This is a genomic window from Geodermatophilus sp. YIM 151500 (genome assembly GCF_025716945.1).
GTDB lineage: Bacteria > Actinomycetota > Actinomycetes > Mycobacteriales > Geodermatophilaceae > YIM-151500.
Window position 1 is genome coordinate 103,522 of record NZ_JAOVZT010000012.1, and the last position, 20,437, is coordinate 123,958.

The 20,437-nt window shown below is 73.8% G+C and carries 17 protein-coding genes and 2 tRNA genes; 4 read left to right on the forward strand and 15 right to left on the reverse strand.

Annotated elements, in window-relative coordinates; genetic code table 11:
• Positions 1–14: 14 nt before the first annotated feature.
• Positions 15–1,805 (forward strand): Stk1 family PASTA domain-containing Ser/Thr kinase, encoded by a 1,791-nt coding sequence (gene pknB, locus OF117_RS17950; protein ID WP_263554214.1) that lies wholly within the window; start codon positions 15–17, stop codon positions 1,803–1,805.
• Positions 1,806–1,877: 72 nt separating this feature from the next.
• Here pknB and OF117_RS17955 read toward each other — a convergent pair whose 3' ends face one another.
• Positions 1,878–2,564 (reverse strand): aminodeoxychorismate/anthranilate synthase component II, encoded by a 687-nt coding sequence (locus OF117_RS17955; protein WP_263554215.1) that lies wholly within the window; start codon positions 2,562–2,564, stop codon positions 1,878–1,880.
• Positions 2,565–2,629: 65 nt separating this feature from the next.
• Positions 2,630–3,376 (reverse strand): DUF881 domain-containing protein, encoded by a 747-nt coding sequence (locus tag OF117_RS17960; protein ID WP_263554216.1) that lies wholly within the window; start codon positions 3,374–3,376, stop codon positions 2,630–2,632.
• Between the two features lie 193 nt (positions 3,377–3,569).
• Here OF117_RS17960 and crgA point away from each other — a divergent pair, with 193 nt between their 5' ends.
• On the forward strand, positions 3,570–3,842 hold the full coding sequence (gene crgA, locus OF117_RS17965; RefSeq protein WP_263554217.1) for a cell division protein CrgA: 273 nt from the start codon (positions 3,570–3,572) through the stop codon (positions 3,840–3,842).
• A gap of 331 nt (positions 3,843–4,173) precedes the next feature.
• Entirely contained in the window at positions 4,174–4,662 is a 489-nt protein-coding gene (locus tag OF117_RS17970; RefSeq protein WP_263554218.1) for a PH domain-containing protein, read from the forward strand.
• Here OF117_RS17970 and OF117_RS17975 read toward each other — a convergent pair.
• The 10 genes from OF117_RS17975 to OF117_RS18020 form a co-directional block, all read right to left on the reverse strand.
• On the reverse strand, positions 4,659–5,420 hold the full coding sequence (locus tag OF117_RS17975) for a rhomboid family intramembrane serine protease (RefSeq protein WP_263554219.1): 762 nt from the start codon (positions 5,418–5,420) through the stop codon (positions 4,659–4,661). The genes OF117_RS17970 and OF117_RS17975 overlap by 4 nt on opposite strands.
• 104 nt (positions 5,421–5,524) lie before the next feature.
• Positions 5,525–6,061: a peptidylprolyl isomerase gene (locus tag OF117_RS17980; protein WP_263554220.1), complete on the reverse strand. Its 537-nt coding sequence runs from the start codon at positions 6,059–6,061 to the stop codon at positions 5,525–5,527.
• A 101-nt stretch (positions 6,062–6,162) separates the two neighbouring features.
• Positions 6,163–7,332: a S8 family peptidase gene (locus tag OF117_RS17985; RefSeq protein ID WP_263554221.1), complete on the reverse strand. Its 1,170-nt coding sequence runs from the start codon at positions 7,330–7,332 to the stop codon at positions 6,163–6,165.
• Positions 7,333–7,516: 184 nt separating this feature from the next.
• Positions 7,517–7,589, reverse strand: a tRNA-Ala gene (locus tag OF117_RS17990).
• Positions 7,590–7,646: 57 nt separating this feature from the next.
• Positions 7,647–7,802, reverse strand: coding sequence for a DLW-39 family protein (locus OF117_RS17995; RefSeq protein WP_263554222.1), 156 nt, complete (start codon positions 7,800–7,802; stop codon positions 7,647–7,649).
• Positions 7,803–7,885: 83 nt separating this feature from the next.
• A tRNA-Ile gene (locus OF117_RS18000) sits at positions 7,886–7,959 on the reverse strand.
• Between the two features lie 92 nt (positions 7,960–8,051).
• Entirely contained in the window at positions 8,052–8,561 is a 510-nt protein-coding gene (locus tag OF117_RS18005; RefSeq protein WP_263554223.1) for a DUF3566 domain-containing protein, read from the reverse strand.
• A gap of 588 nt (positions 8,562–9,149) precedes the next feature.
• Positions 9,150–11,618, reverse strand: coding sequence for a DNA gyrase subunit A (gene gyrA / locus OF117_RS18010; protein ID WP_263554224.1), 2,469 nt, complete (start codon positions 11,616–11,618; stop codon positions 9,150–9,152).
• A 218-nt stretch (positions 11,619–11,836) separates the two neighbouring features.
• Positions 11,837–13,882 (reverse strand): DNA topoisomerase (ATP-hydrolyzing) subunit B, encoded by a 2,046-nt coding sequence (gene gyrB / locus OF117_RS18015; RefSeq protein WP_263554225.1) that lies wholly within the window; start codon positions 13,880–13,882, stop codon positions 11,837–11,839.
• A gap of 345 nt (positions 13,883–14,227) precedes the next feature.
• Entirely contained in the window at positions 14,228–15,649 is a 1,422-nt protein-coding gene (locus OF117_RS18020) for an APC family permease (protein ID WP_263554226.1), read from the reverse strand.
• A 156-nt stretch (positions 15,650–15,805) separates the two neighbouring features.
• On the opposite strand from OF117_RS18020, the gene OF117_RS18025 reads away from it, so the two are divergent.
• Positions 15,806–17,407, forward strand: coding sequence for an SDR family oxidoreductase (locus OF117_RS18025; protein WP_263554227.1), 1,602 nt, complete (start codon positions 15,806–15,808; stop codon positions 17,405–17,407).
• A gap of 100 nt (positions 17,408–17,507) precedes the next feature.
• On the opposite strand, the gene OF117_RS18030 is transcribed toward OF117_RS18025, so the two are convergent.
• From OF117_RS18030 to recF, 3 genes are read right to left on the reverse strand one after another with little or no spacing between them, the layout of a single operon-like run.
• Positions 17,508–18,524, reverse strand: a complete 1,017-nt coding sequence (locus OF117_RS18030; RefSeq protein ID WP_263554228.1) for a hypothetical protein — start codon at positions 18,522–18,524, stop codon at positions 17,508–17,510.
• Between the two features lie 38 nt (positions 18,525–18,562).
• On the reverse strand, positions 18,563–19,063 hold the full coding sequence (locus tag OF117_RS18035; protein WP_263554229.1) for a DUF721 domain-containing protein: 501 nt from the start codon (positions 19,061–19,063) through the stop codon (positions 18,563–18,565).
• The gene (recF, locus tag OF117_RS18040; RefSeq protein WP_263554230.1) at positions 19,060–20,370 is read right to left on the reverse strand and encodes a DNA replication/repair protein RecF; all 1,311 of its coding nucleotides are present in this window, start codon (positions 20,368–20,370) and stop codon (positions 19,060–19,062) included. The genes OF117_RS18035 and recF overlap by 4 nt, the downstream gene beginning before the upstream one ends.
• Between the last annotated feature and the right edge of the window lie 67 nt (positions 20,371–20,437).

Consider the following 20,437-nt stretch of genomic DNA (forward strand, 5'->3'; position numbering starts at 1 on the left):
CGAGAGGACTCCCGATGACCACCCCGCAGGTGCTCGGCGAGCGCTACGAGATCGGCGGGGTGCTCGGACGCGGCGGCATGGCCGAGGTGCACCGCGGCCGCGACCTGAGGCTGGGCCGCGAGGTGGCGGTCAAGGTGCTGCGCAGCGACCTGGCCCGTGATCCGTCGTTCCAGGTGCGGTTCCGCCGGGAGGCGCAGGCCTCGGCGTCGCTCAACCACCCGTCGATCGTCGCGGTCTACGACACCGGTGAGGACCGCACCAGCACCGGCGCGACGCCCTACATCGTCATGGAGTACGTCGAGGGCGAGACGCTGCGCGACGTGCTCCGCCGCGAGGGCCGGCTGTCGGCGGAGCGGGCGATGCGCGTGTCGGCCGACGTGTGCGGTGCCCTGGACTTCAGCCACCGCAACGGCATCGTGCACCGCGACGTCAAGCCCGGGAACGTCATGATCACGCCGCAGAGCGCGGTCAAGGTGATGGACTTCGGCATCGCCCGCGCCGTGTCCGACTCGGCGGCCACGATGACCTCCACCGCCGCGGTCATCGGCACCGCGCAGTACCTCTCCCCCGAACAGGCGCGCGGCGAGGGCGTGGACGCCCGGTCCGACGTGTACTCGGTGGGCTGCATGCTCTACGAGCTGGTCACCGGGGCGCCGCCGTTCACCGGCGACTCCCCGGTCGCGGTCGCCTACCAGCACGTGCGCGAGGATCCGAAGCTGCCCTCGTCGATCAACCCGGAGATCCCGGCCGAGCTCGACGCCATCCTGCTCAAGGCGATGAGCAAGAACCCGGCCAACCGTTACCAGTCGGCCGCGGACATGCGCAACGACCTGCTCCGGGCGCTGGCCGGGCAGCGGGTCGAGGCCACCCCGGTGATGAACGACGAGGACAAGACCACGATCCTCGCCGCCACGCCCGGCTCGTACGGCTACGGCCGCGACGAGGCGTGGGACGACGAGGACGCCGAGCGGCGCCGACGCCGCCGATTGTTCGCGGTGCTCGCCGTCGTCGGGGTGCTCCTCGTGGCCGGGGTGGTGGCCCTCGCCCTGTCGCTCCGCGGCGAGCCGGGCACCGAGGCGGCCGCCCAGCAGGTCACCGTGCCCGACGTCGTCAACCAGGAGCAGGCCGCCGCGGTGGCCGCCATCGAGGAGGCCGGCCTGCGGGTGGGCGAGGTGACCCCGGAGGCCAGCGACGCCCCGGTCGGCGTCGTGGTGGGTAGCACGCCCGCCGGTGGCGCCCGGGTCGAGGAGGGTTCCACCGTCGCCCTGCGGGTCAGCGGCGGGCCCAACACGCTCACGGTGCCCAACGTGATCGGCCTGACGGCCGACGGCGCCCGGGCCAACCTCCAGGCGGCCGGCTTCACCGGCAGCATCAGCACCGAGCAGGTGCCCTCCCTCGACGACGCCGGCCGGGTGGTCGAGGTCGAGCCCGGCGAGGGGTCGCAGGCCTCTCCCGACACCGCCTTCACGCTGCGGATCTCCACCGGCAGCCTGCCGCTGCCGGATGTGACGGACGTGGGCGAGGCCGAGGCCCGCCAGCTCCTGGTGGCCGAGGGCTTCTCCGAGAACCAGATCGTCACCGAGAGCGTCGAGCGCGACGACGTCCCGGCCGACACGGTCGTCGAGACCCGTCCCGGCCCGCGCAGCGCCGTCACGGCCGACCAGGAGATCACCCTGCTGGTCGCCGTCCCGGTACCGACGGCGACCACGCAGCCGACGCGGCCGACGCAGGCCACGCCCACGACGCCGGCGCCGACCGGCCCGGCGACCCCGACCGCGACGCCGACCGGGACACCGACACCCTGAGCCCGGCCGCGAGCCCGGCGGCCGGACCCCCGGCACGGACCCCCGGCACGGACCCCCGGCCGGCCGGGGAGCTCAGGCGGGCGCGGGCGCCAGCCGCGTGACCGTCGCCGCGGCGGCGTCGACGACCGCGGGGTCGGGGGCCAGCCCGCAGGCGGCCAGCCAGGTGGCCAGCATCCGGTGCCCGCACTGGGTGAGCACCGACTCCGGGTGGAACTGCACGCCCTCGATCGGCAGCTCCCGGTGGCGCAGCGCCATGACGATGCCCGACGACGTGCGCCCGGTGACCCGCAGCTCCGCCGGCACCGTCGCGGGGTCGACGGCGAGCGAGTGGTACCGCGTGGCCGTGAACGGGGACGGCAGGCCCGCCAGGACGCCCTCCCCCTCGTGCACGACCTGGCTGGTCTTGCCGTGCAGCAGCTCGGGCGCGCGGACCACCACTGCTCCGTAGGCCTCCGCGATCGCCTGGTGGCCGAGGCAGACACCGAGGACCGGCGTCCCGGCCTCCGCCGCGGCCCGCACCATGGGCACGGTCACGCCGGCCTGGGCCGGCGTGCCGGGCCCCGGGGAGAGCAGGACGCCGGCGACACCGAGGTCGGGCAGCTCGTCGACGTCGACGGCGTCGTTGCGCCGCACGATGCAGCGGACGCCGAGCTGCCCGAGGTACTGCACCAGGTTGTATACGAAGCTGTCGAAGTTGTCGACGACGAGGACCGGGCGGTCGGCGGCGGCCGGATCCGGCGCGGCGGCGGAGCTCGACACGGCGGTGCTTCTCCCGTCTGGAGGGTTCCCGGTGGCCGCCGGCGCGGCCCGACAGGCCCGCGGGGTCAGCCGACGACCGCGTACTCCATGTCGAGTGAGCCATCGTAGGCGGGCAGCTGGACCTGGGGGCGCGCACTCACCTGGAAGGTGAGGCCGAAGGCCTCCACGGCCTGCTGCAGGATGGCCACCTGCCGGGAGGCGGCCAGCTCCTGGCGGACGGCGTCGGCGTCGACGACCGCCGTGATGACGAACGGCGGCGAGTAGGTGCGGCCCTGCAGCAGCAGGGTGTTGCCGACGCACCGGACGGCGCTGGTGGCGATGAGCCGCTGGTCCATGATGGCCACGCCCTGGGCGCCCGCGGCCCACACGGCGTTCACCACCGCCTGCACGTCGGACTGGTGGATGACCAGGTCGTCGGGTCGCGCGTCGGCCGGCCGGCTGCCGTCGGGGCGCTGCGGGGCGTCGTCGAGGGTGATCTCCACGCCCGGGCCGGACACCGCCACCAGCGCCGCGTCGACCGCGCCCGCGTCGCCGGAGGAGCGTGCGGCGGCCACCGCGCCGTCCTGGCTGGCCGCCTGCTCCGTCAGCCGCTCGACCTCGGCCTGCAGCTGGGCCAGCTGCTCGGACTGCCGGGCGATGTCCGCGTTGCGCTGGGCGACCAGGCCGGACAGCTCGGTCATCTCCCCTCGGATGTCCGTGCCGTCGGCGGTGCGCCCCGACGTGGCGAACAGCAGTCCGGCCGCGAGCGCGACCACCGGGACCAGGGCGCCCCAGCCGGACGGCCGGCGACCCCGCAGGAACGAGCGGCGCACGGCACCTCCCCCGGACGGACGCGGACGGACGGCGGACCGCCGTCGCGACGACGGCGGACGGTCCCGTCACCGCCCCTCGCGGGTCCGGCCGTCCCCCGATCGGCGGCGTCACCACCGCCTCGGACCCCTCGCAGCTTAGGCTGGAAAGCGTCACAGCCGGGGACGACGACCCGGCCCGGAGGGAGCAGGCACGGTGCCCAAGTCGAAGGTGCGCAAGAAGTCGGTGTACACGCCGCCGGAGGGCGTGCTGCAGTCCCGGGCCGCGTCCGCCCGCGCCGCCCGGCCCAGCCCCCGCTGGTACGCCCCGGTGATGGTCACGCTCATGCTGCTGGGCCTGCTGTGGATCGTCGTCTACTACGTGGCGAACGAGCGCATCGCCTTCCTGTCCGCCCTCGGCCCGTGGAACTTCGCGATCGGCTTCGGCGCCATGGTCGCCGGGCTGGTCATGTCGATGCGCTGGCGCTGAGCCGCGACCCGGCGCGGCTGCACCGGCGCCAGGCAGCCGCACGGATCCACATCCTCGACGGCCCTCGTCCCCACCCGGGGACGGGGGCCGTCGTCGTCCCCGGCTCCCGGTCGTGCTGTGCACGTACCGCGACCTGGTGTCCACAGGTCGACTTGGCGGTCCACCCCCAGGGTTGTCCACCGGGTGTGGAGCGACGGGCTCTCGCCGTCCACCGCTGACCTGCGCGGATGCCCGTGCTGGTGCGGATGTGACGACCCGGCCACCCGCGTAACTACAGGTGTGTGAGTCTGTCCCCAGCTGTGCACACACCTGGGGACAAGGAGACATGTCCGTGGACGACGACCGGTCGACCGCTCCTCCCGAGGGGTGCGAGCCACCGGTGTGCGGCCGCTCGCCTGCCGGCGGCATGGCCTGGTCACCGCACCCCCTGGGGACGGCGACGCTGGTGGTCGCGGCGGTCGTGCTCGGAGCGGCCGCGCTGTCGCTGGACGCCGCCGGCCGGCTGCTGGTGGGCGCGGCGACGCTGCTTGCCCTGGGGGTGGCGGGGCGCGACGTCGTCGCCCGGCCGCGGCTGGCGGTCGACGCCGACGGGGTCGTCGTCCGCACCGGCACGGGACGGCGGCACCTGCCCTGGGCGCACGTGAGGATCGGGGTGCGCGCCACGCGGCGGTTCGGCCTGCGCAGCCGGCTGCTCGAGCTGGACACCGCCGCCGGGCCGGACGACACGGGGGTGCTCGTGCTGCTGGGCCGGCGCGACCTGGGCGCCGACCCCGAGGAGGTGGCCCGCACGCTGCGCGGGCTGGCCCCTCGGACGGGCTAGAACCCGACCACCACCATCGTGGTCACGGTGAGCGCGAGCACGAGCAGGACCAGACCGAGGACTGCCAGGGAGACCGCCTGCACTACGGGTGCGCGCCGGGTCAGGACCAGCAGCAGCGCCGTCACGGCGCCGGCCACCAGCCCGCCGAGGTGGCCGAGCAGCGAGACGCCGGGCAGGAAGCTGATGACCACGTTGATCGCCAGCAGGGTGAGGATGCCGCGCACGTCCTGCCGGTTGACGACCATTAGCACGCCGAGGCCGCCGAGCAGGCCGTAGATGGCCGTCGACGCCCCGGCCACGGCCGCGTCCGGGAAGCCGAACAGCTGGATCGCCGCCGCTCCGCCGAGCACCGACAGCAGGTACAGCGCAGCGAAGCGTCGCCGGCCGAGCTGCCGTTCCAGCTCGGAGCCGAAGACGAGCAGGGCGAGCATGTTGAGCACCAGGTGCAGCGCGCCGATGTGCAGGAAGGCGGCGGTCACCAGCCGCCAGACCTGCCCGAGGTCGACCAGGACCGGGACCTGCGACAGGGCGGCGAAGACCGGGGAGCGGTAGTTGGCCAGCGGCGAGTTGCCGACCAGCGCCGCGGAGGCCGCGGTCACGACGAACATCGCGACGTTGACCGTGATGAGGCCGACGGTGACGGTGCCCCAGCGCCGGCCGGCGCTGCGCAGCGGGGAGGTGCGCCGGGGGGCGCGGACGGTGGCCGCACCCTCCCGGACGCACTCGGGGCACTGGAAGCCGACCGACGCGGGCGTCATGCACTCCGGGCAGATGGGCCGGCGGCACCGCGTGCAGGAGATGCCCGTCGGGCGGTCCGGGTGCCGGTAGCAGGTGGTGGTCGCGGGCGCCGGCTGGTGCTCGCTCAGCTGCGCTGCACCTCGACCGACTGCAGGACGACGTCCTCGACGGGGCGGTCACCGCGCGCGGTCGGCACCTTGGCCAGCCGGTCGACCACCTCGCGGCTGGCCTGGTCGGCGACCTCGCCGAAGATGGTGTGCTTGCGGTTGAGCCAGGTCGTCGCCGCCACCGTGATGAAGAACTGGGAGCCGTTGGTCCCCGGCCCCGCGTTGGCCATCGCCAGCAGGTACGGCCGGTCGAACTGCAGCTCCGGGTGGATCTCGTCGTCGAACTGGTAGCCCGGGCCGCCGACGCCCTGCCCCAGCGGGTCGCCGCCCTGGATCATGAAGCCGTCGATGATCCGGTGGAAGACCGTCCCGTCGTAGAGCCGGTCGGTGGTCCGCTGCCGGGTCCCCGGGTGCGTCCACTCGCGGCGGCCCTCCGCCAGGTCGGCGAAGTTGGCCACGGTCTTCGGCGCGTGGTCGGGGAACAGGTCGACGGTGATGTCGCCGTGGTTGGTGTGCAGGACGGCACGCCGTGCGGCGGGGGTCGATGAGGTCACGACGGCCAGTCTCCCACCGCCGCGCGGCGGGCGACGGCGGTGGCTCACGTCACCCGGCCGCGACCGGTCCCTGTCGGCACCGACTCGACGGCACCGACCCGTCAGCCCACGAACAACAGGAGATCCGGCGATCCGTCGCCGGGGTCGAGGACCTTCTCCGGGGTGGCTGCCTCGACCAACCGGTCGGCAACGGTCTCCGGCGAGGCCGACGGCTGCAGGCCGAGCAGCACCGCGGCCGCACCGGCCACGTGCGGAGCGGCCATCGACGTGCCCGAGAGGCTGTGCATGCCGCCGTCGGCCCAGGTCGACACGATGTCGACGCCGGGGGCGAAGAGGTCGACGCAGCGGCCGTGGTTGGAGAACGGGGCACGGCGGTCGGACTGGTCGGTGGCGCCGGTGGTGAGCACCTCCGGCACGCGCGCCGGCGAGACCGAGCAGGCGTCGTCACCGGTGTTGCCCGCAGCGACGGCGACCGTGATGCCGTCCTCGACCATGCGCGAGACAGCGGCGTCGACGGTGCGGCTGCGTGGCCCGCCCAGGCTGAGGTTGGCCACCGCAGGGGCGCCGTCCGAGTGGTGTTCGGCGATCCAGTCGAGCCCGGCGATGACACCGGACCAGCTGCCGGCACCGGCGCAGTCGAGCACACGCACCGGCACCAGGGTGACCGCGGACGCGACGCCGGACCGGGTGCCGCCGATCGTCCCGGCGACGTGGGTGCCGTGGCCGTTGCAGTCGGACGTGCCGGACTCCTCACCGAAGGCCGTGTGGCCGGGGGCGATGCGGCCGGCCAGCTCGTCGTGCGGCGCAATGCCGGTGTCGACGACGTAGGCGGTGACGCCCGCGCCGTCGCCCGGGGCGGTCCACGTGCCGCTCAGCGGCAGCGCACGCTGGTCGAGCCGGTCGAGGCTCCACAGCGGCGTGTCGGCCGTGGCCGTGACCACGCCGTCGGGCTCGACCAGCGCCACCTCGGGATCGCGGCGCAGCGCCTCGATCTCCGCGTCGGTGAACTCGCCGGAGAAGCCGGACACGGCCGCGTCGTAGACGTGCCGGACGGCGCCGCCGCGCGCGAGCGCCTGACGCGACTCGCTGGCCGCGTCGCTGCCCGGGACCAGTTGGACGATGACCCGGCTGCGCTGCTCGGGTGCCGCGGCGGCAGATGGGGCGGCGAAGGACACACCGGCGACGGCCAGGGCCGCCGCGAGCGCAGCGCTGCGCAGGGTCGGTCGGTGGCCACGGGCCGTGCGGACCGTGCAGCGCGATCGGATGCCCACGTCGACTCCCCGAACGGCGTCCGGACGGGCGCCGGATGTCGTGCCTGCGGCAGCGGGGCGACGTGCCGTCGATGACGGGACCCGTGCCGATGGCGAGGACGGTACCGCAGGACACCCCGGACGTGCGCCCCTGTGGAACGTGGTGGTCCGCAGGACTCGTACCGACCGGAAGGAGGACCGGAGGTGGAGACGAGGGGAATCGAACCCCTAACCCCCGCCTTGCAAAGGCGGTGCTCTGCCAATTGAGCTACGTCCCCGGGTGGGGCGGGTGGGTGGTACCACGCACCCGCGGGGTCAGCGGGTGGTCGGGCCGGTCACCGCGTCGGGGTCATGGGGGTCGGGGTGCTCACCGCATCGGGGCCACGGGTGGCCTCGTGCCACAGGTCCGCCTCGCCCTTGGCGCTGGTGCGCCGGCGGACGACGGCCAGGGCGCCGGCGGCGGCAGCAGCCAGGGCCAGCTTCTTGAGCACGTGGGGACCTCCTCGAGCGCTCGGTGCGGCACACCGAGCGGTGACCGCCGTGCCTCGCGGCGCCGGGAGCACCGGCACACGGGTGGGCCTGGGAGGACTTGAACCTCCGGCCTCATCCTTATCAGGGATGCGCTCTAACCGCCTGAGCTACAGGCCCGTGAACCTCGATCAGTCTAGCGGCCGCTCGTGGCCCGCCGGTGCGGGGGGCACGACCGGCCGCGGTGGCGCGGGGACGACGAGGTCCTGTCGTCAGTCCCGCTCGGAGAGGGTGACCTCCAGGCCGCCGACCAGGTCGGAGCACAGGTTGTAGATGAACGTGCCGACGGTGCCCAGCGACGTCAGCAGCACGATGTTGATGGCACCGATGACCGCCGCGCCGCCGAAGACGATGCCCGGCGTGATGACCGAGCCGCCGACGTCGGACCCGGAGGCCGTGCCGAGCTGGCCGAAGAGGTCGTTCAGCGTGTCGAAGACGCCCAGGCCGCTGAGCACGCCGTAGAGGACCCCGACGGCGACCATCCAGATGAAGAACAGTGCGATCGACAGGACGAGCGAGATCTTGAAGGCCGACCAGGTGTCGATGTGCCGCAGCTGCAGCCGGGCTCGCCGCGGCCCGCGGCCGCCGGCCTTCACCGGTCCGCGGGCGGCACCCGGCTGGACGGCGGCAGCCGCGCCGGACGTCGGCCCGGCCGCGCGCGCAGGGCCGACCGGGGCCGTGGCGGACGGCACCCCACCGGGCTGGGCGGGGGCCGCGTGCACGGCACGTCCCTGCCCCGTGCCCGGCTGCACCGGCGCCGACTGGGCCGTTGCGGACTGGACCGCGGCCGCGTGGGCACCGCGTCCCTGCCCCGGGCCTGACCGGTCAGCGCCGGACCCGGCGGCCTCGGCCTTGCCGGCGTTCCCGCTCGCCGGGCGGTCGCCCGTGGACGACGGCTCCGGGGCTGCCTGGCGGCGGGAGCCGGCCGACGGAGCCGCCTTCTGCCCGCCGGACTGCTCGCGGGACGCCGTCCCGGACGGTTCTTTCCCGGCCGAGGCTGCCTTCTGCGCCCGCTGGCTGCCCGTCGTGGGGATGGCCTGGGTCGACGACGCCGACGATCCCCCGGCCGCAGCGTCGTTGTCCTGGTCCGTGCCGGTGTCGCCGGCCCGGGACCCGGTGCGCACCGAACCCTGCGTCCGGTCGCTCATGCGAGTCTCCCGTTCCCCGGCGGCCCCTGCCGCTCGCTCGGTACCGGCACGCAGCGGGTCGAGCCGCTGGCGAACCGGTCGGATCCATCACCGGACAGCCGGAGATCCCGGGGCCGTTGCGACGGCCGAACCCGGGACGACCCGCCTGTCATCGCACCCACCCTAGGCGGAGGGCTCGTCGTTGTCCGTCGTACGGGCGATCGCCACGATGCTCACGTCCTCCGGCAAGTTCATGAGCTTGACACCCATCGTGGCGCGGTCCTTGTTGTGCCGGACCCCGTTGACCGGCGTCCGGATGACCCCGCCGCCTGAGGTGATCGCGTAGAGCTCGTCGCCGAGCCGGACCGCCAGCGCACCCACGAGGGCGCCCTTGCGCGCCTTCGGGTCGGCGGTGAGCACGCCCTTCCCCCCGCGCCCCTGGTTCGGGTAGTTCTCGATGCCGGTGCGCTTGGCGAAGCCGCGCTCGGTCGCGACCAGGACGTCGACGCTCTCCTCGGCGACGATCATCGACAGCAGCCGGTCGTCGTCGGCGAGCGAGATCCCGCGGACGCCCTCGGTCGCCCGGCCCATCGGGCGAAGCGCGTTGTCGTCGGCCGTGAACCGGATGGACATGGCCTTGCGGGTGACCAGCAGCAGGTCGTGCTCGGGCCCGATGAGGGCGGCGCTGACCAGCTCGTCGCCGTCGCGGAGGTTGATCGCGATGACACCGCCGCTGCGCGGGGAGTCGAACTCGGTGAGCCGGGTCTTCTTCACCTGGCCGTTCGCCGTGGCCAGCACGAGGTACGGGGCGACGCCGTAGTCCTTGATCTGCATGACCTGGGCGATCCGCTCGTCGGGCTGGAACGCCAGGATGTTGGCCACGTGCGCGCCGCGCGCGGTGCGGTTGGCCTCCGGCAGCTCGTAGGCCTTGGCGCGGTACACCCGGCCCTTGTTGGTGAAGAACAGGATCCAGTCGTGGGTGGACCCCACGAAGAAGTGGTCGACGATGTCGTCCTGCTTGAGCGTCGCGCCCATCACGCCCTTGCCGCCGCGGCGCTGCGACCGGTACAGGTCGCTCTTGGTCCGCTTGGCGTACCCGGTGCGGGTGATGGTGACGACGACCTCCTCCTCGGCGATGAGATCCTCGACCGAGACGTCGCCGTCGTTCGCGACGAACTTCGTGCGGCGGTCGTCGCCGTACTTCTCGACGATCTCGGCCAGCTCGTCGTGGATGATCTGCCGCTGCCGCTCCGGGGAGTCGAGGATCGCCTGCAGGTCGGCGATGCGGAGCTCGATCTCGGCCAGCTCGTCCACGATCCGCTGCCGCTCGAGGGCGGCCAGCCGGCGCAGCTGCAGGTCGAGGATGGCCGTCGCCTGGATCTCGTCGACGTCGAGCAGCTCCATGAGCCCGGTCCGGGCGGCCTCGGCCGACTCGCTGTTGCGGATCAGGGTGATGACCGCGTCGAGCTGGTCGAGGGCCTTGGCGTAGCCGCGCAGGATGTGCGCGCGTTCCTCGGCCTTGCGCAACCGGTAGCGGGTGCGCCGCTGGATCACGTCGATCTGGTGGTCGACGTAGAGCCGGACCAGTTCGTCCAGCCGCAGCGTCCGCGGGACGCCGTCGACGATGGACAGCATGTTGCAGCCGAACGAGGTCTGCAGCTGGGTGTGCTTGTACAGGTTGTTCAGCACGACCTTGGCCACGGCGTCGCGGCGCAGGGTGATGACCAGCCGGCGGCCCACGCGGTCGCTGGACTCGTCGGCGATCTCGCTGATCCCCTGCAGCCGGCCGTCCTTGACCGCCTCGGCGATCGCCTCGGCCAGGTTGTCCGGGTTGACCTGGTAGGGCAGCTCGGTGACGACCAGCTGCACGCGGCCCTTGGCGTCCTCCTCGACGGTGACGACGGCCCGCATGCGCACCGAGCCGCGGCCGGTGCGGTACGCGTCCTCGATGCCGTCGCGGCCGACGATGAGGCCGTGGGTCGGGAAGTCCGGGCCCTTGATCCGCTCCATGCAGGCGGTGAGGGCCTCCTCCGGCTCGGCGTCCGGGTGCTCGAGCACCCAGTACACGGCCTCGGCGACCTCGCGGAGGTTGTGCGGCGGCATGTTGGTGGCCATGCCGACGGCGATGCCGGCCGAGCCGTTGATGAGCAGGTTGGGGATGCGCCCCGGCAGGACCAGCGGCTCGGTGTTCTTGCCGTCGTAGTTGGGCTGGAAGTCGACGGTCTCCTCGTCGATGTTGGCCAGCATCTCCATCGCCAACGGCGTCAGCCGTGACTCTGTGTAGCGCATCGCGGCCGCTGGGTCATTGCCGGGGGAGCCGAAGTTGCCCTGCCCGTCGATCAGCGGGTAGCGCATCGACCAGGGTTGCGCCAGCCGGACGAGGGCGTCGTAGATCGCGCCGTCGCCGTGCGGGTGGTAGTTACCCATGACCTCGCCGACGACGCGGGCGCACTTGACGTAGCCGCGGTCGGGGCGGAAGCCCTGGTCGTACATCGCGTAGAGCACCCGGCGGTGCACTGGCTTGAGACCGTCGCGGACCTCCGGCAGTGCGCGGCCCACGATCACCGACATCGCGTAGTCGATGTAGCTGCGCTGCATCTCCTGCTGGAGGTCGACCGGTTCGATCCGGTCGCGGGCAGGTGTCTCGGTCACGGTTCAGGTCTCCACAGGTCGGTGCACAGAGGTGGATGGAGCCGCAGGCCAGGAGCGTGCGAGTGGCCGGCGCATCCATCCACCTCCCGCCTCGGGCGGCTTGTCGTACGTGCTTCGGGTACGGCCCCTGCGGGGTCCCGCCGCGCGCTCGCGGCGGGGCAGGGCGGCCCCCGTCCGTCCCGCCCCGAGCGGGCCGAGGGCGGGGCGGACGGGTCCTCCTAGACGTCCAGGAAGCGGACGTCCTTGGCGTTGCGGGTGATGAAGCTGCGGCGGGCCTCGACGTCCTCGCCCATGAGGACGCTGAACAGCTCGTCGGCGGTGGCGGCGTCCTCGAGGGTGACCTGCAGCAGGATGCGGGTCTCCGGGTTCATGGTGGTCTCCCACAGCTCGGTGGCGTTCATCTCACCGAGCCCCTTGAACCGCTGGATCATGTCCTCGCGGACCTTGCGACCCTCCTCCTTGCCGGCCTTGAGCAGGGCATCGCGCTCGCGGTCGGAGTAGGCGTACTCGTCACCCCACTTGCCGCCCCACTTGATCTTGTAGAGCGGCGGCTGGGCGAGGTAGACGTGCCCGGCCTCGACCAGCGGCCGCATGAAGCGGAACAGCAGGGTCAGCAGCAGGGTGCGGATGTGCTGGCCGTCGACGTCGGCGTCGGCCATCAGCACGATCTTGTGATACCGGAGCTTCGACAGGTCGAACTCGTCGTGGATGCCCGTGCCGAAGGCCGTGATCATCGACTGGACCTCGGTGTTCTTCAGCACCCGGTCGATGCGCGCCTTCTCGACGTTGATGATCTTGCCGCGGATGGGCAGGATCGCCTGGAACATCGAGTCGCGGCCGGACTTGGCCGATCCGCCGGCCGAGTCACCCTCGACGATGTAGACCTCGGAGTTGCGGGGGTCGGTCGAGCGGCAGTCGGCCAGCTTGCCCGGCAGCGAGTTGTTGCTCAGCAGGTTCTTGCGGGCCAGCTTGCGGGCGTCCTGCGCGGCGCGCCGGGCGCGGGCGGCCGAGGCGGCCTTGGTGATGACCAGCTTAGCCTCGGTCGGGTTGGCCTCGAACCAGTGGGTCAGCTGGTCGTTGCAGACCTTCTGCACGAAGCCCTTGACCTCGGTGTTGCCGAGCTTGGTCTTCGTCTGGCCCTCGAACTGCGGGTCGCCGATCTTGACCGAGACGATCGCGGCCAGGCCCTCGCGGATGTCCTCGCCGGTGAGCTTCTCGTCCTTCTCCTTGAGCAGCTTCTTGTCGACGGCGTACTTGTTGACGATCGAGGTCAGCGCCGCGCGGAAGCCCTCCTCGTGCGTGCCGCCCTCGTGCGTGTTGATCGTGTTGGCGAAGGTGTAGACCGACTCGGAGTACGCGTCGGACCACTGCATGGCGATGTCGACCGACATGCGCATGTCGTTCCTGCCGACGCCCTCGGCGCCGAAGCCGATGACCGACCTGTGGATCGGTGACTTCTTGGCGTTGATGTGCCGGACGTAGTCCTCGAGCCCGCCGTCGTAGCGGTAGGTGATCTCGGTCGGCTCGAAGGCCTTGTCCTCGGTGCCGGGCGCGGGCGCCGCCTCCGACACCGGGACGACCGGCGCGGCGCCGTCGACCAGGCCGGTCTCGGCCTTGGAGTGCCCGGGCCGCTCGTCGCGCAGCACGATGGTCAGGCCCTTGTTGAGGAAGGCCATCTCCTGCAGCCGGCGGCTGATCGTGTCGAACGAGTAGGAGGTGGTCTCGAAGATGTCGCCGTCGGCCCAGAAGGTGATCTGGGTGCCGCGCTTCTTCGTCGGCCCGACCTTCTCCAGCGGGCCCGGCTTGGCCATGTCGTAGTGCTGGTGCCACTCGGTGCCGTCGCGCCAGACGCGGACGTCGAGGGCGGTCGACAGCGCGTTGACGACGGTGACGCCGACGCCGTGCAGGCCGCCGGAGACCGCATAGCTCTTGCCGTCGAACTTGCCGCCCGCGTGCAGGATGGTCATGACCACCTCGACGGTCGGGCGCTTCTCGACCGGGTGCATGTCGACCGGGATGCCGCGGCCGTTGTCCTCCACCCGGACCCCGCCGTCGGCCAGCAGCGTCACCCTGACGGTGTCGCAGTGGCCGGCGAGGGCCTCGTCGACGGAGTTGTCGACGACCTCCCACACCATGTGGTGCAGGCCCCGCTCACCGGTCGAACCGATGTACATGCCGGGGCGCTTGCGCACCGCCTCGAGCCCTTCGAGGACGGTGATGGAGCTGCCGGAGTAGGCAGCGTCGGGCTGGGGTCGAGCGACCACGTGGGGCCTTCCTCTCGCGCAACCGGTGCCCGCGTCCGGCCCCCGGGCCGGCGCGCGGCGGTGGGCGGCGACAGGGGCAGAACGGCGCAGAAGGGCGCTGAGCCGGTTGCTGGCGGTTCCTGCACCCCAGTTTACCGGGTGGGCCGACAGGAATGCCGTCGTGCACGCCCTCACGCCGTGTCTGCGCCGCTGCGGCGCGCTCCACCACCACGGGTGCCGCCCCCCGCACCGACACGCCGTCCTCGGCGGACTGGCGGCGCCGCCGCCGTGCCCCGCGGACCTGCCGTCGGCCCCGTCCCGGTCCCGCCCCGCGCGGGCGCGAGGTGGGGAGGACGGGGTCCTTCCTCAGTCGCGCGACCCCTCGGGGCCCTCGCCGCTGACGTGGGTCGGGTCCAGCCGCGGGGACCCCCGGCCCGCGCGCCGCCCGGCGAGCACCGTGGCCGCCCACAGCAGGACGCCGATGCCGAGGAGGACGCCGGCGATCTGGTACTGCACCACGGGCCGGCCCGCCCACGGCGTGGCCAGGTACGCGCAGGCGAGCGCGCCGACGACGGGCAGCACGGTCGGCGTCCGGAAGTGGCCGGCGTCCACCTCGTCCCGGCGCAGCACCAGCACGGCCACGTTGACCACCGTGAACACGCACAGCAGCAGGAGGGCCGTCGTCCCGCCCAGGTCGGGCACCTCGCCGACGAAGGTGATCAGGCCGAAGGCGAGGGCGGTGGTGAACAGGATCGCCGTCCAGGGCGTGCGCCGGTGCGGGTGCACGCGGCCCAGCACCGACGGCAGCACGCGCTCGTTGCTGAGGCCGTAGACCAGCCGGCTCGCCATCAGCATGTTGATCAGCGCGGTGTTCGCGACGGCGAACATGGTGATCAGGCCGAACAGCCCGACCGGGAAGGCCGGGGCGCCGGCCTCGACCACCTGCAGCAGCGGCGTCTCGCCCTCGCTGAGCCGGTCGGCGGGTACGAGCGCGATCGCGGAGATCGACACCAGCACGTAGATGACGCCGGTGATGCCCAGGCCGAGCAGCAGCACCCTGGGGAAGATCCGCCGCGGCTCCTTGCACTCCTCCGCCATGTTGACCGAGTCCTCGAAGCCGACCATCGCGAAGAACGCCAGGCCGGTCGCCGCGATCACCCCGGCGAGCACCGAGCGGTCGCCGGTGTCGAACTCGGTGACCCGGGAGAAGTCCCCCTCGCCGATGCCCAGCGCCCAGGCGCCGATGACGATGATGATCAGCAATCCGCTGAGCTCGACGCAGGTGAGCACGACGTTCGCCTTGACGCTCTCGCCGACACCGCGCAGGTTGACCGCGGCGACCAGCGCCATGAACGCGAGCCCGACGAGCGTGATGCCGATCCCCTCGCCGAGGTCGAGGCCGACGACCTTGCCGAAGTTGGCGCTGAAGGCCCGGGACGCCGTCGAGGCGGACGTGATGCCCGAGCTCATCACCGCGAAGGCGACGAGGAACGTGACGAAGTGGATGCCGAAGGCCTTGTGCGTGTACAGCGCGGCGCCGGCGGCCCGCGGGTACTTGGTGACGAGTTCGAGGTAGCTGAACGCGGTGACCAGCGCGACCAGGAAGGCCACCAGGAACGGCAGCCACACCACGCCGCCCACCTCGGCGGCCACGGTGCCGGTCAGCGCGTAGATGCCGGTGCCGAGGACGTCACCGACGATGAACAGGAGCAGGAGCCCCGGGCCCATCACGCGCCGGAGGCTCGGGTGACCGCCGGTCTCCTGCTCGGTGACCCCGGTGTCGGACATGCCGTGCCTCCCCGGCCCGTGCGGCAGGACCCAGGTCGCTGCCCGCCCTGCACCGATGCTGGTCGTCGGCCGGTCCGCTGTCGAGCCGCACCCCGCCGGAGGCCCGCGCAGGCGACCGGGCGGGCGCGCCGGCCGGCGCGGCCGCAGACTCGGTGCATGAGCGATGCTTCCGCCGGGCCGGACCCCGTCGCCCGCACCGGCGACCGTCCGCTGCGCGAACCCCTGCCCGAGCCGACCGGCAAGCTGTGCCTGGTCACCGGCGCGACCGGCTACATCGGGGGCCGGCTGGTGCCCCTGCTGCTCGAGCGGGGCTACCGGGTCCGGGTGATGAGCCGGACGGCGCGCAAGCTGCGCGACCACCCGTGGATCGACCGCGTGGAGGTGGTCGAGGCCGACGCCACCGACGCCGACCAGGTCACCGAGGCCTGCCGGGACGTCGACGTCGTCTACTACCTGATCCACGCGCTGTCCAGCGGCTCGTCGTTCGAGGACACCGACCGGCGGACGGCGGAGGTGATGGCGGAGGCCGCGGAGCGGGCCGGCGCGGGGCGGGTGGTCTACCTGTCGGGCCTCACCCCGGACGGCGAGGAGCTGTCCAAGCACCTGCGCTCACGAGCCGAGGTGGCCGAGATCCTGCTCGCCTCGGGGGTGCCGACGGTGGTGCTGCGCGCCGCGGTCATCCTCGGTTCGGGGTCGGCGTCGTTCGAGATGCTGCGCTACCTCACCGAGCGGCTGCCGGTCATGATCACGCCCCGGTGGGTGCAGAGCCGCATCCAGCCGATCGCCATCCGCGATGTCCTGCGCTACCTCGTCGGCTGCGCCGAGCTGCCGGCCGACGTCCACCGCTGCTTCGACATCGGCGGGCCCGACGTCATGACCTACGCGGACATGATGCAGCGGTTCGCCGCCGTCTCCGGACTGCCCCGGCGACGGATCATCCCGGTGCCGTTCTTCAGCCCGGGCCTGTCCAGCCACTGGGTCGGCGTCATCACCCCGGTGCCGGCGTCGCTCGGCCGCAACCTCGTCGAGTCGCTCAAGAACAACGTCGTGTGCGTCGAGCACGACATCGCCGAGCACGTGCCGGACCCGCCCGAGGGTCTGCTCGGCTTCGAGGACGCCGTCCGGTTGGCCCTCCAGAAGATCAAGGATCGCCAGGTCGAGACGCGGTGGTCGTCGGCGTCCGTGCCGGGCGCACCGTCCGAGCCGCTGCCCACCGATCCGGACTGGGCCGGCGGCAGCCTGTACGTCGACGAGCGGACCCGCAGCACGAGCGCCTCGCCCGCGGAGCTGTGGCGCGTGGTCGAGGCCATCGGCGGTGACAGCGGCTGGTACTCCTTCCCGCTGGCCTGGGAGGTGCGCGGCTGGCTGGACCGGTTCGCCGGTGGCGTGGGCCTGCGCCGCGGCCGCCGCGATCCCGCCGACCTGCAGCTCGGCGACGCCGTCGACTGGTGGCGGGTCGAGGAGCTCGACGAGGGGACCCTGCTGCGGCTGCGGGCGGAGATGCGCGTGCCCGGCCTCGCCTGGCTCGAGTTCCACGTGGAACACGACGAGCGGGGAGGCGCACGGCTGCGGCAGCGGGCAACCTTCCACCCGTCCGGCCTGCTCGGCCAGCTCTACTGGTGGAGCGTCGCCCCGTTCCACGGCATCGTCTTCGGCGGCATGCTGCGCAACATCTGCCGAGCGGCCGAGGCGGGCACCGCGGCCGGGCGGGGCAGTGCGCGGTCGGCCGGACCCGACCAGCGGCGCGCGGCGGCCTGATCCCGCCGCCCGCCGGCCCGTCATCCGTCGGTCCGCCGCCGGCCGCCCCGTATCCCGTCCTCCTGGTCTCGTCGGCGCCCCGGGAGCACCGCGTGGTTCGTCAGGCGCCGCCGGTGACGGCGCGGACGACGGCGGTCAGCATCCGGGCGTGGTGCTCGACGAGCAGCGGACGGTGGGCGTCGGGCCGGATCGCGGCCACGTGCCCGGCGGCGGCCCAGAACTCGTCGCCGTCGTCGGTGCCGAGCAGCAGGCCGCGCACGGTTGCATCGGCCGCCAACCGGCGGACCGGCTCGCCGTCCTCGGCGGTCAGCAGCACCCACCGGGCGTCGAACTCGGCGTCGCCGGTCGGCACGGGCACCAGCCCGCCGGTGCGGTGCCGCCAGAACCGGGCCGGGGACAGCCGGAGGTACGGCAGCGGCAGCAGCAGCGGCGCGGCGGTGATCGCGTACTGCGGCACCAGGTAGCCGCCCGAGGCGTAGACGACGTCGAAGGCGACCAGGTCGAGGGTGTCGGCGCGGCCGCGCAGCACGTTGCCCGGCCGGTGGTCGCGGCTCGCCCGCTGCACCGGCGCCGAGGCGATCAGCTCGGCGAGGACGGCGTCCTGCGGTGCGCTGCCGTCGGACACCGTCCAGCCGTGGTGGGCGGCCCAGGCCTGGGTGCCGAAGGGGTCGCCCTGGTCGCGGAAGACCTCCGCGGCCGCGCCGCGGGGTCGTCCGGCGCCCCACCCGGACCCGGGCGGCGGGGTCCCCGGCTGCCCGGCCGGCGACGGGTCCGGGTACGGCGGTCCGGTCCGGTCCGACGGCGGCGGTACCGGCTGCCCGGTCGCGGGCGGCGGCTCCTCCGGGTGCTCGGCGGATGGGGGCGGAGCGGGCCGGGTCGACGGGTCGGCGGGCGGCATGGACCAGCCGGGCGGCTCCCAGCCGGGGGCGGAGATGTCCTCGCGGGGGTGCCGGCGCCGGTCAGCGAAGTTCGGCCGGTCGATCTCCTCGTCGTCGCGCGTCGGTCCCGCGCCCTCCGGCTCGCGAGCCGCACCGTCGTCGTCCCGACCGAGGTGGGCCGGCTCCTGCCAGCCGCGGCCGTCGTCGGGTCCGTCGTCGAACCGGTCGCGTGGGCTCATCGCTGCATCGTCCTCCGGGCCGGCCGGCGCGCCGGCCCCTATCCGTAGGTGTCGCGCGGTCCACGGCCGCGGACCGACCGGGGACCCTTCTTCCAGCTGGGCGCCGTCGGTCCGACAACGCGCAACCGGGTCACCACGTCCCCGCCGACCGAGCCGCGCAGCTTGGCCAGGATGGACGGCGCCAGCAGCCGCAGCTGCGTGGCCCACGCCGTCGACTCGGCCACGACCAGCAGCTCCCCCTCGGTGAGCGTCTCCGGCCGGCAGTGCGCGGCGATGTCGGGTCCGACGAGGGCGTCCCAGCGGCCGAACACCGACCCAACCTTCGTGTGCGCCGACCAGTCCTGCTCGGTGACCAGCTGGTCGACCAGCCGGCCGAGCGGCTGCGGATCGTCGGCGCCGGGATGGGCGCCGGTCCAGCTGCGCCGCGGCCCGGCGACGCGCCGCCGGGTCGGCCGCGGCCGGGCCGCCGACGCCGCGCGCGCCGCCTCCAGCGCGGCCCGGGCGATGTCGCTGGGCCGCGCTGGTCGTTCCTCGGTCACCTGCCCTCCTCCTCCGGCCCGCCGCCGGGGGCGCCGGCCGCCGAGCTCGGGGCGACGGACCCGTCCGACCCGCCGCCGTCGGAGGCCGTCCCGTCCCGCACGGTCGCCGCGCCGCCGCCCACCTCGACCCGGACGCCGCGGAGCTCCTCGGGCACGTCGTCCAGCACCGCCGCGGTGACCAGCGTCTGCTCCGCCGACCGGGCCACCGTGGCCAGCGCCGCCCGGCGTCCCGCGTCGAGGGTGGCGAAGACGTCGTCCAGGATCAGGATGGGGTCCTCGCCGTCGGCCCTCAACAGCGCGAAGGTGGCCAGCTTCAGCCCCAGCGCCAGCGACCACGACTCGCCGTGGCTGGCGAAGCCCTTGGCCGGCCCGGGGCCGAGGTGGATGACCAGGTCGTCGCGGTGCGGCCCGACCAGCGTGACGCCGCGGTCGAGCTCGTCGGCCCGCCGCTCGACCAGCCGGTCGCGCAGCGCCGCTGCCAGCGCGTCGGCGTCCGGCAGCGCGTCGGCGTCCGGCAGCGCGTCGGCGTCCGGCAGCGCCGGGACGGGCGCGGCCCCGGACGGGCCCCGGGACGGGCGCGGGCTGCCGTCGCCGGCCGCGGGGACCGTGCTCGCGTAGCCGAGCGTGGCCGTCACCGCGCCCTCCCCGGCGACGGCGGCGTACGCGGACGCCAGGTGCGGCGCGAGGTCGGCGACCAGCCGGAGCCGGGCGGCGAGCAGCTCACCGCCCAGGGCCACCAGGTGACCGTCCCACGCGTCGAGGGTCTCGATCGCACGGCCCCGCGCCATCCGCGCGGTCTTGAGCAGGGCGTTGCGCTGCTTGAGCACCCGCTCGTAGTCGCTGCGGACGCCGGCCAGCCGCGGGGTGCGGGTGACCAGCAGCTCGTCGAGGAAGCGGCGCCGCTCGGTCGGGTCCCCGCGCACCAGGGAGAGGTCCTCGGGGGCGAACAGCACCGTGCGCACCAGCCCGAGCAGGTCGCGCGGCCGCTGCAGCGGGGCGCGGTTGACCCGCACCCGGTTGGCCCGGCCCGGGTTGATCTCCAGCTCCACCAGCAGCTCCCGGTCGCCGCGCCGCAGCGCCGCCCGCACCACGGCCTGGTCCGCGCCGTGCCGCACCAGCGGGGCGTCGGTGGCGACCCGGTGGCTGCTCATCGTCGCCAGGTAGGCGACCGCCTCGACCAGGTTGGTCTTGCCCTCGCCGTTGCGCCCGACGAGCACGACCGGACCGGGGCGCAGGGCCAGGTCCGCCTGCGCCCAGTTGCGGAAGGAGACGACCTGGAGGTGCCGGACCCACACCTCAGCGGCCACCTGGCCCGGGTGACGTGCTCGAACGGCTCTGCTCCGGGACAGGCCCCGTCCCGTGCACCGCCCCGGG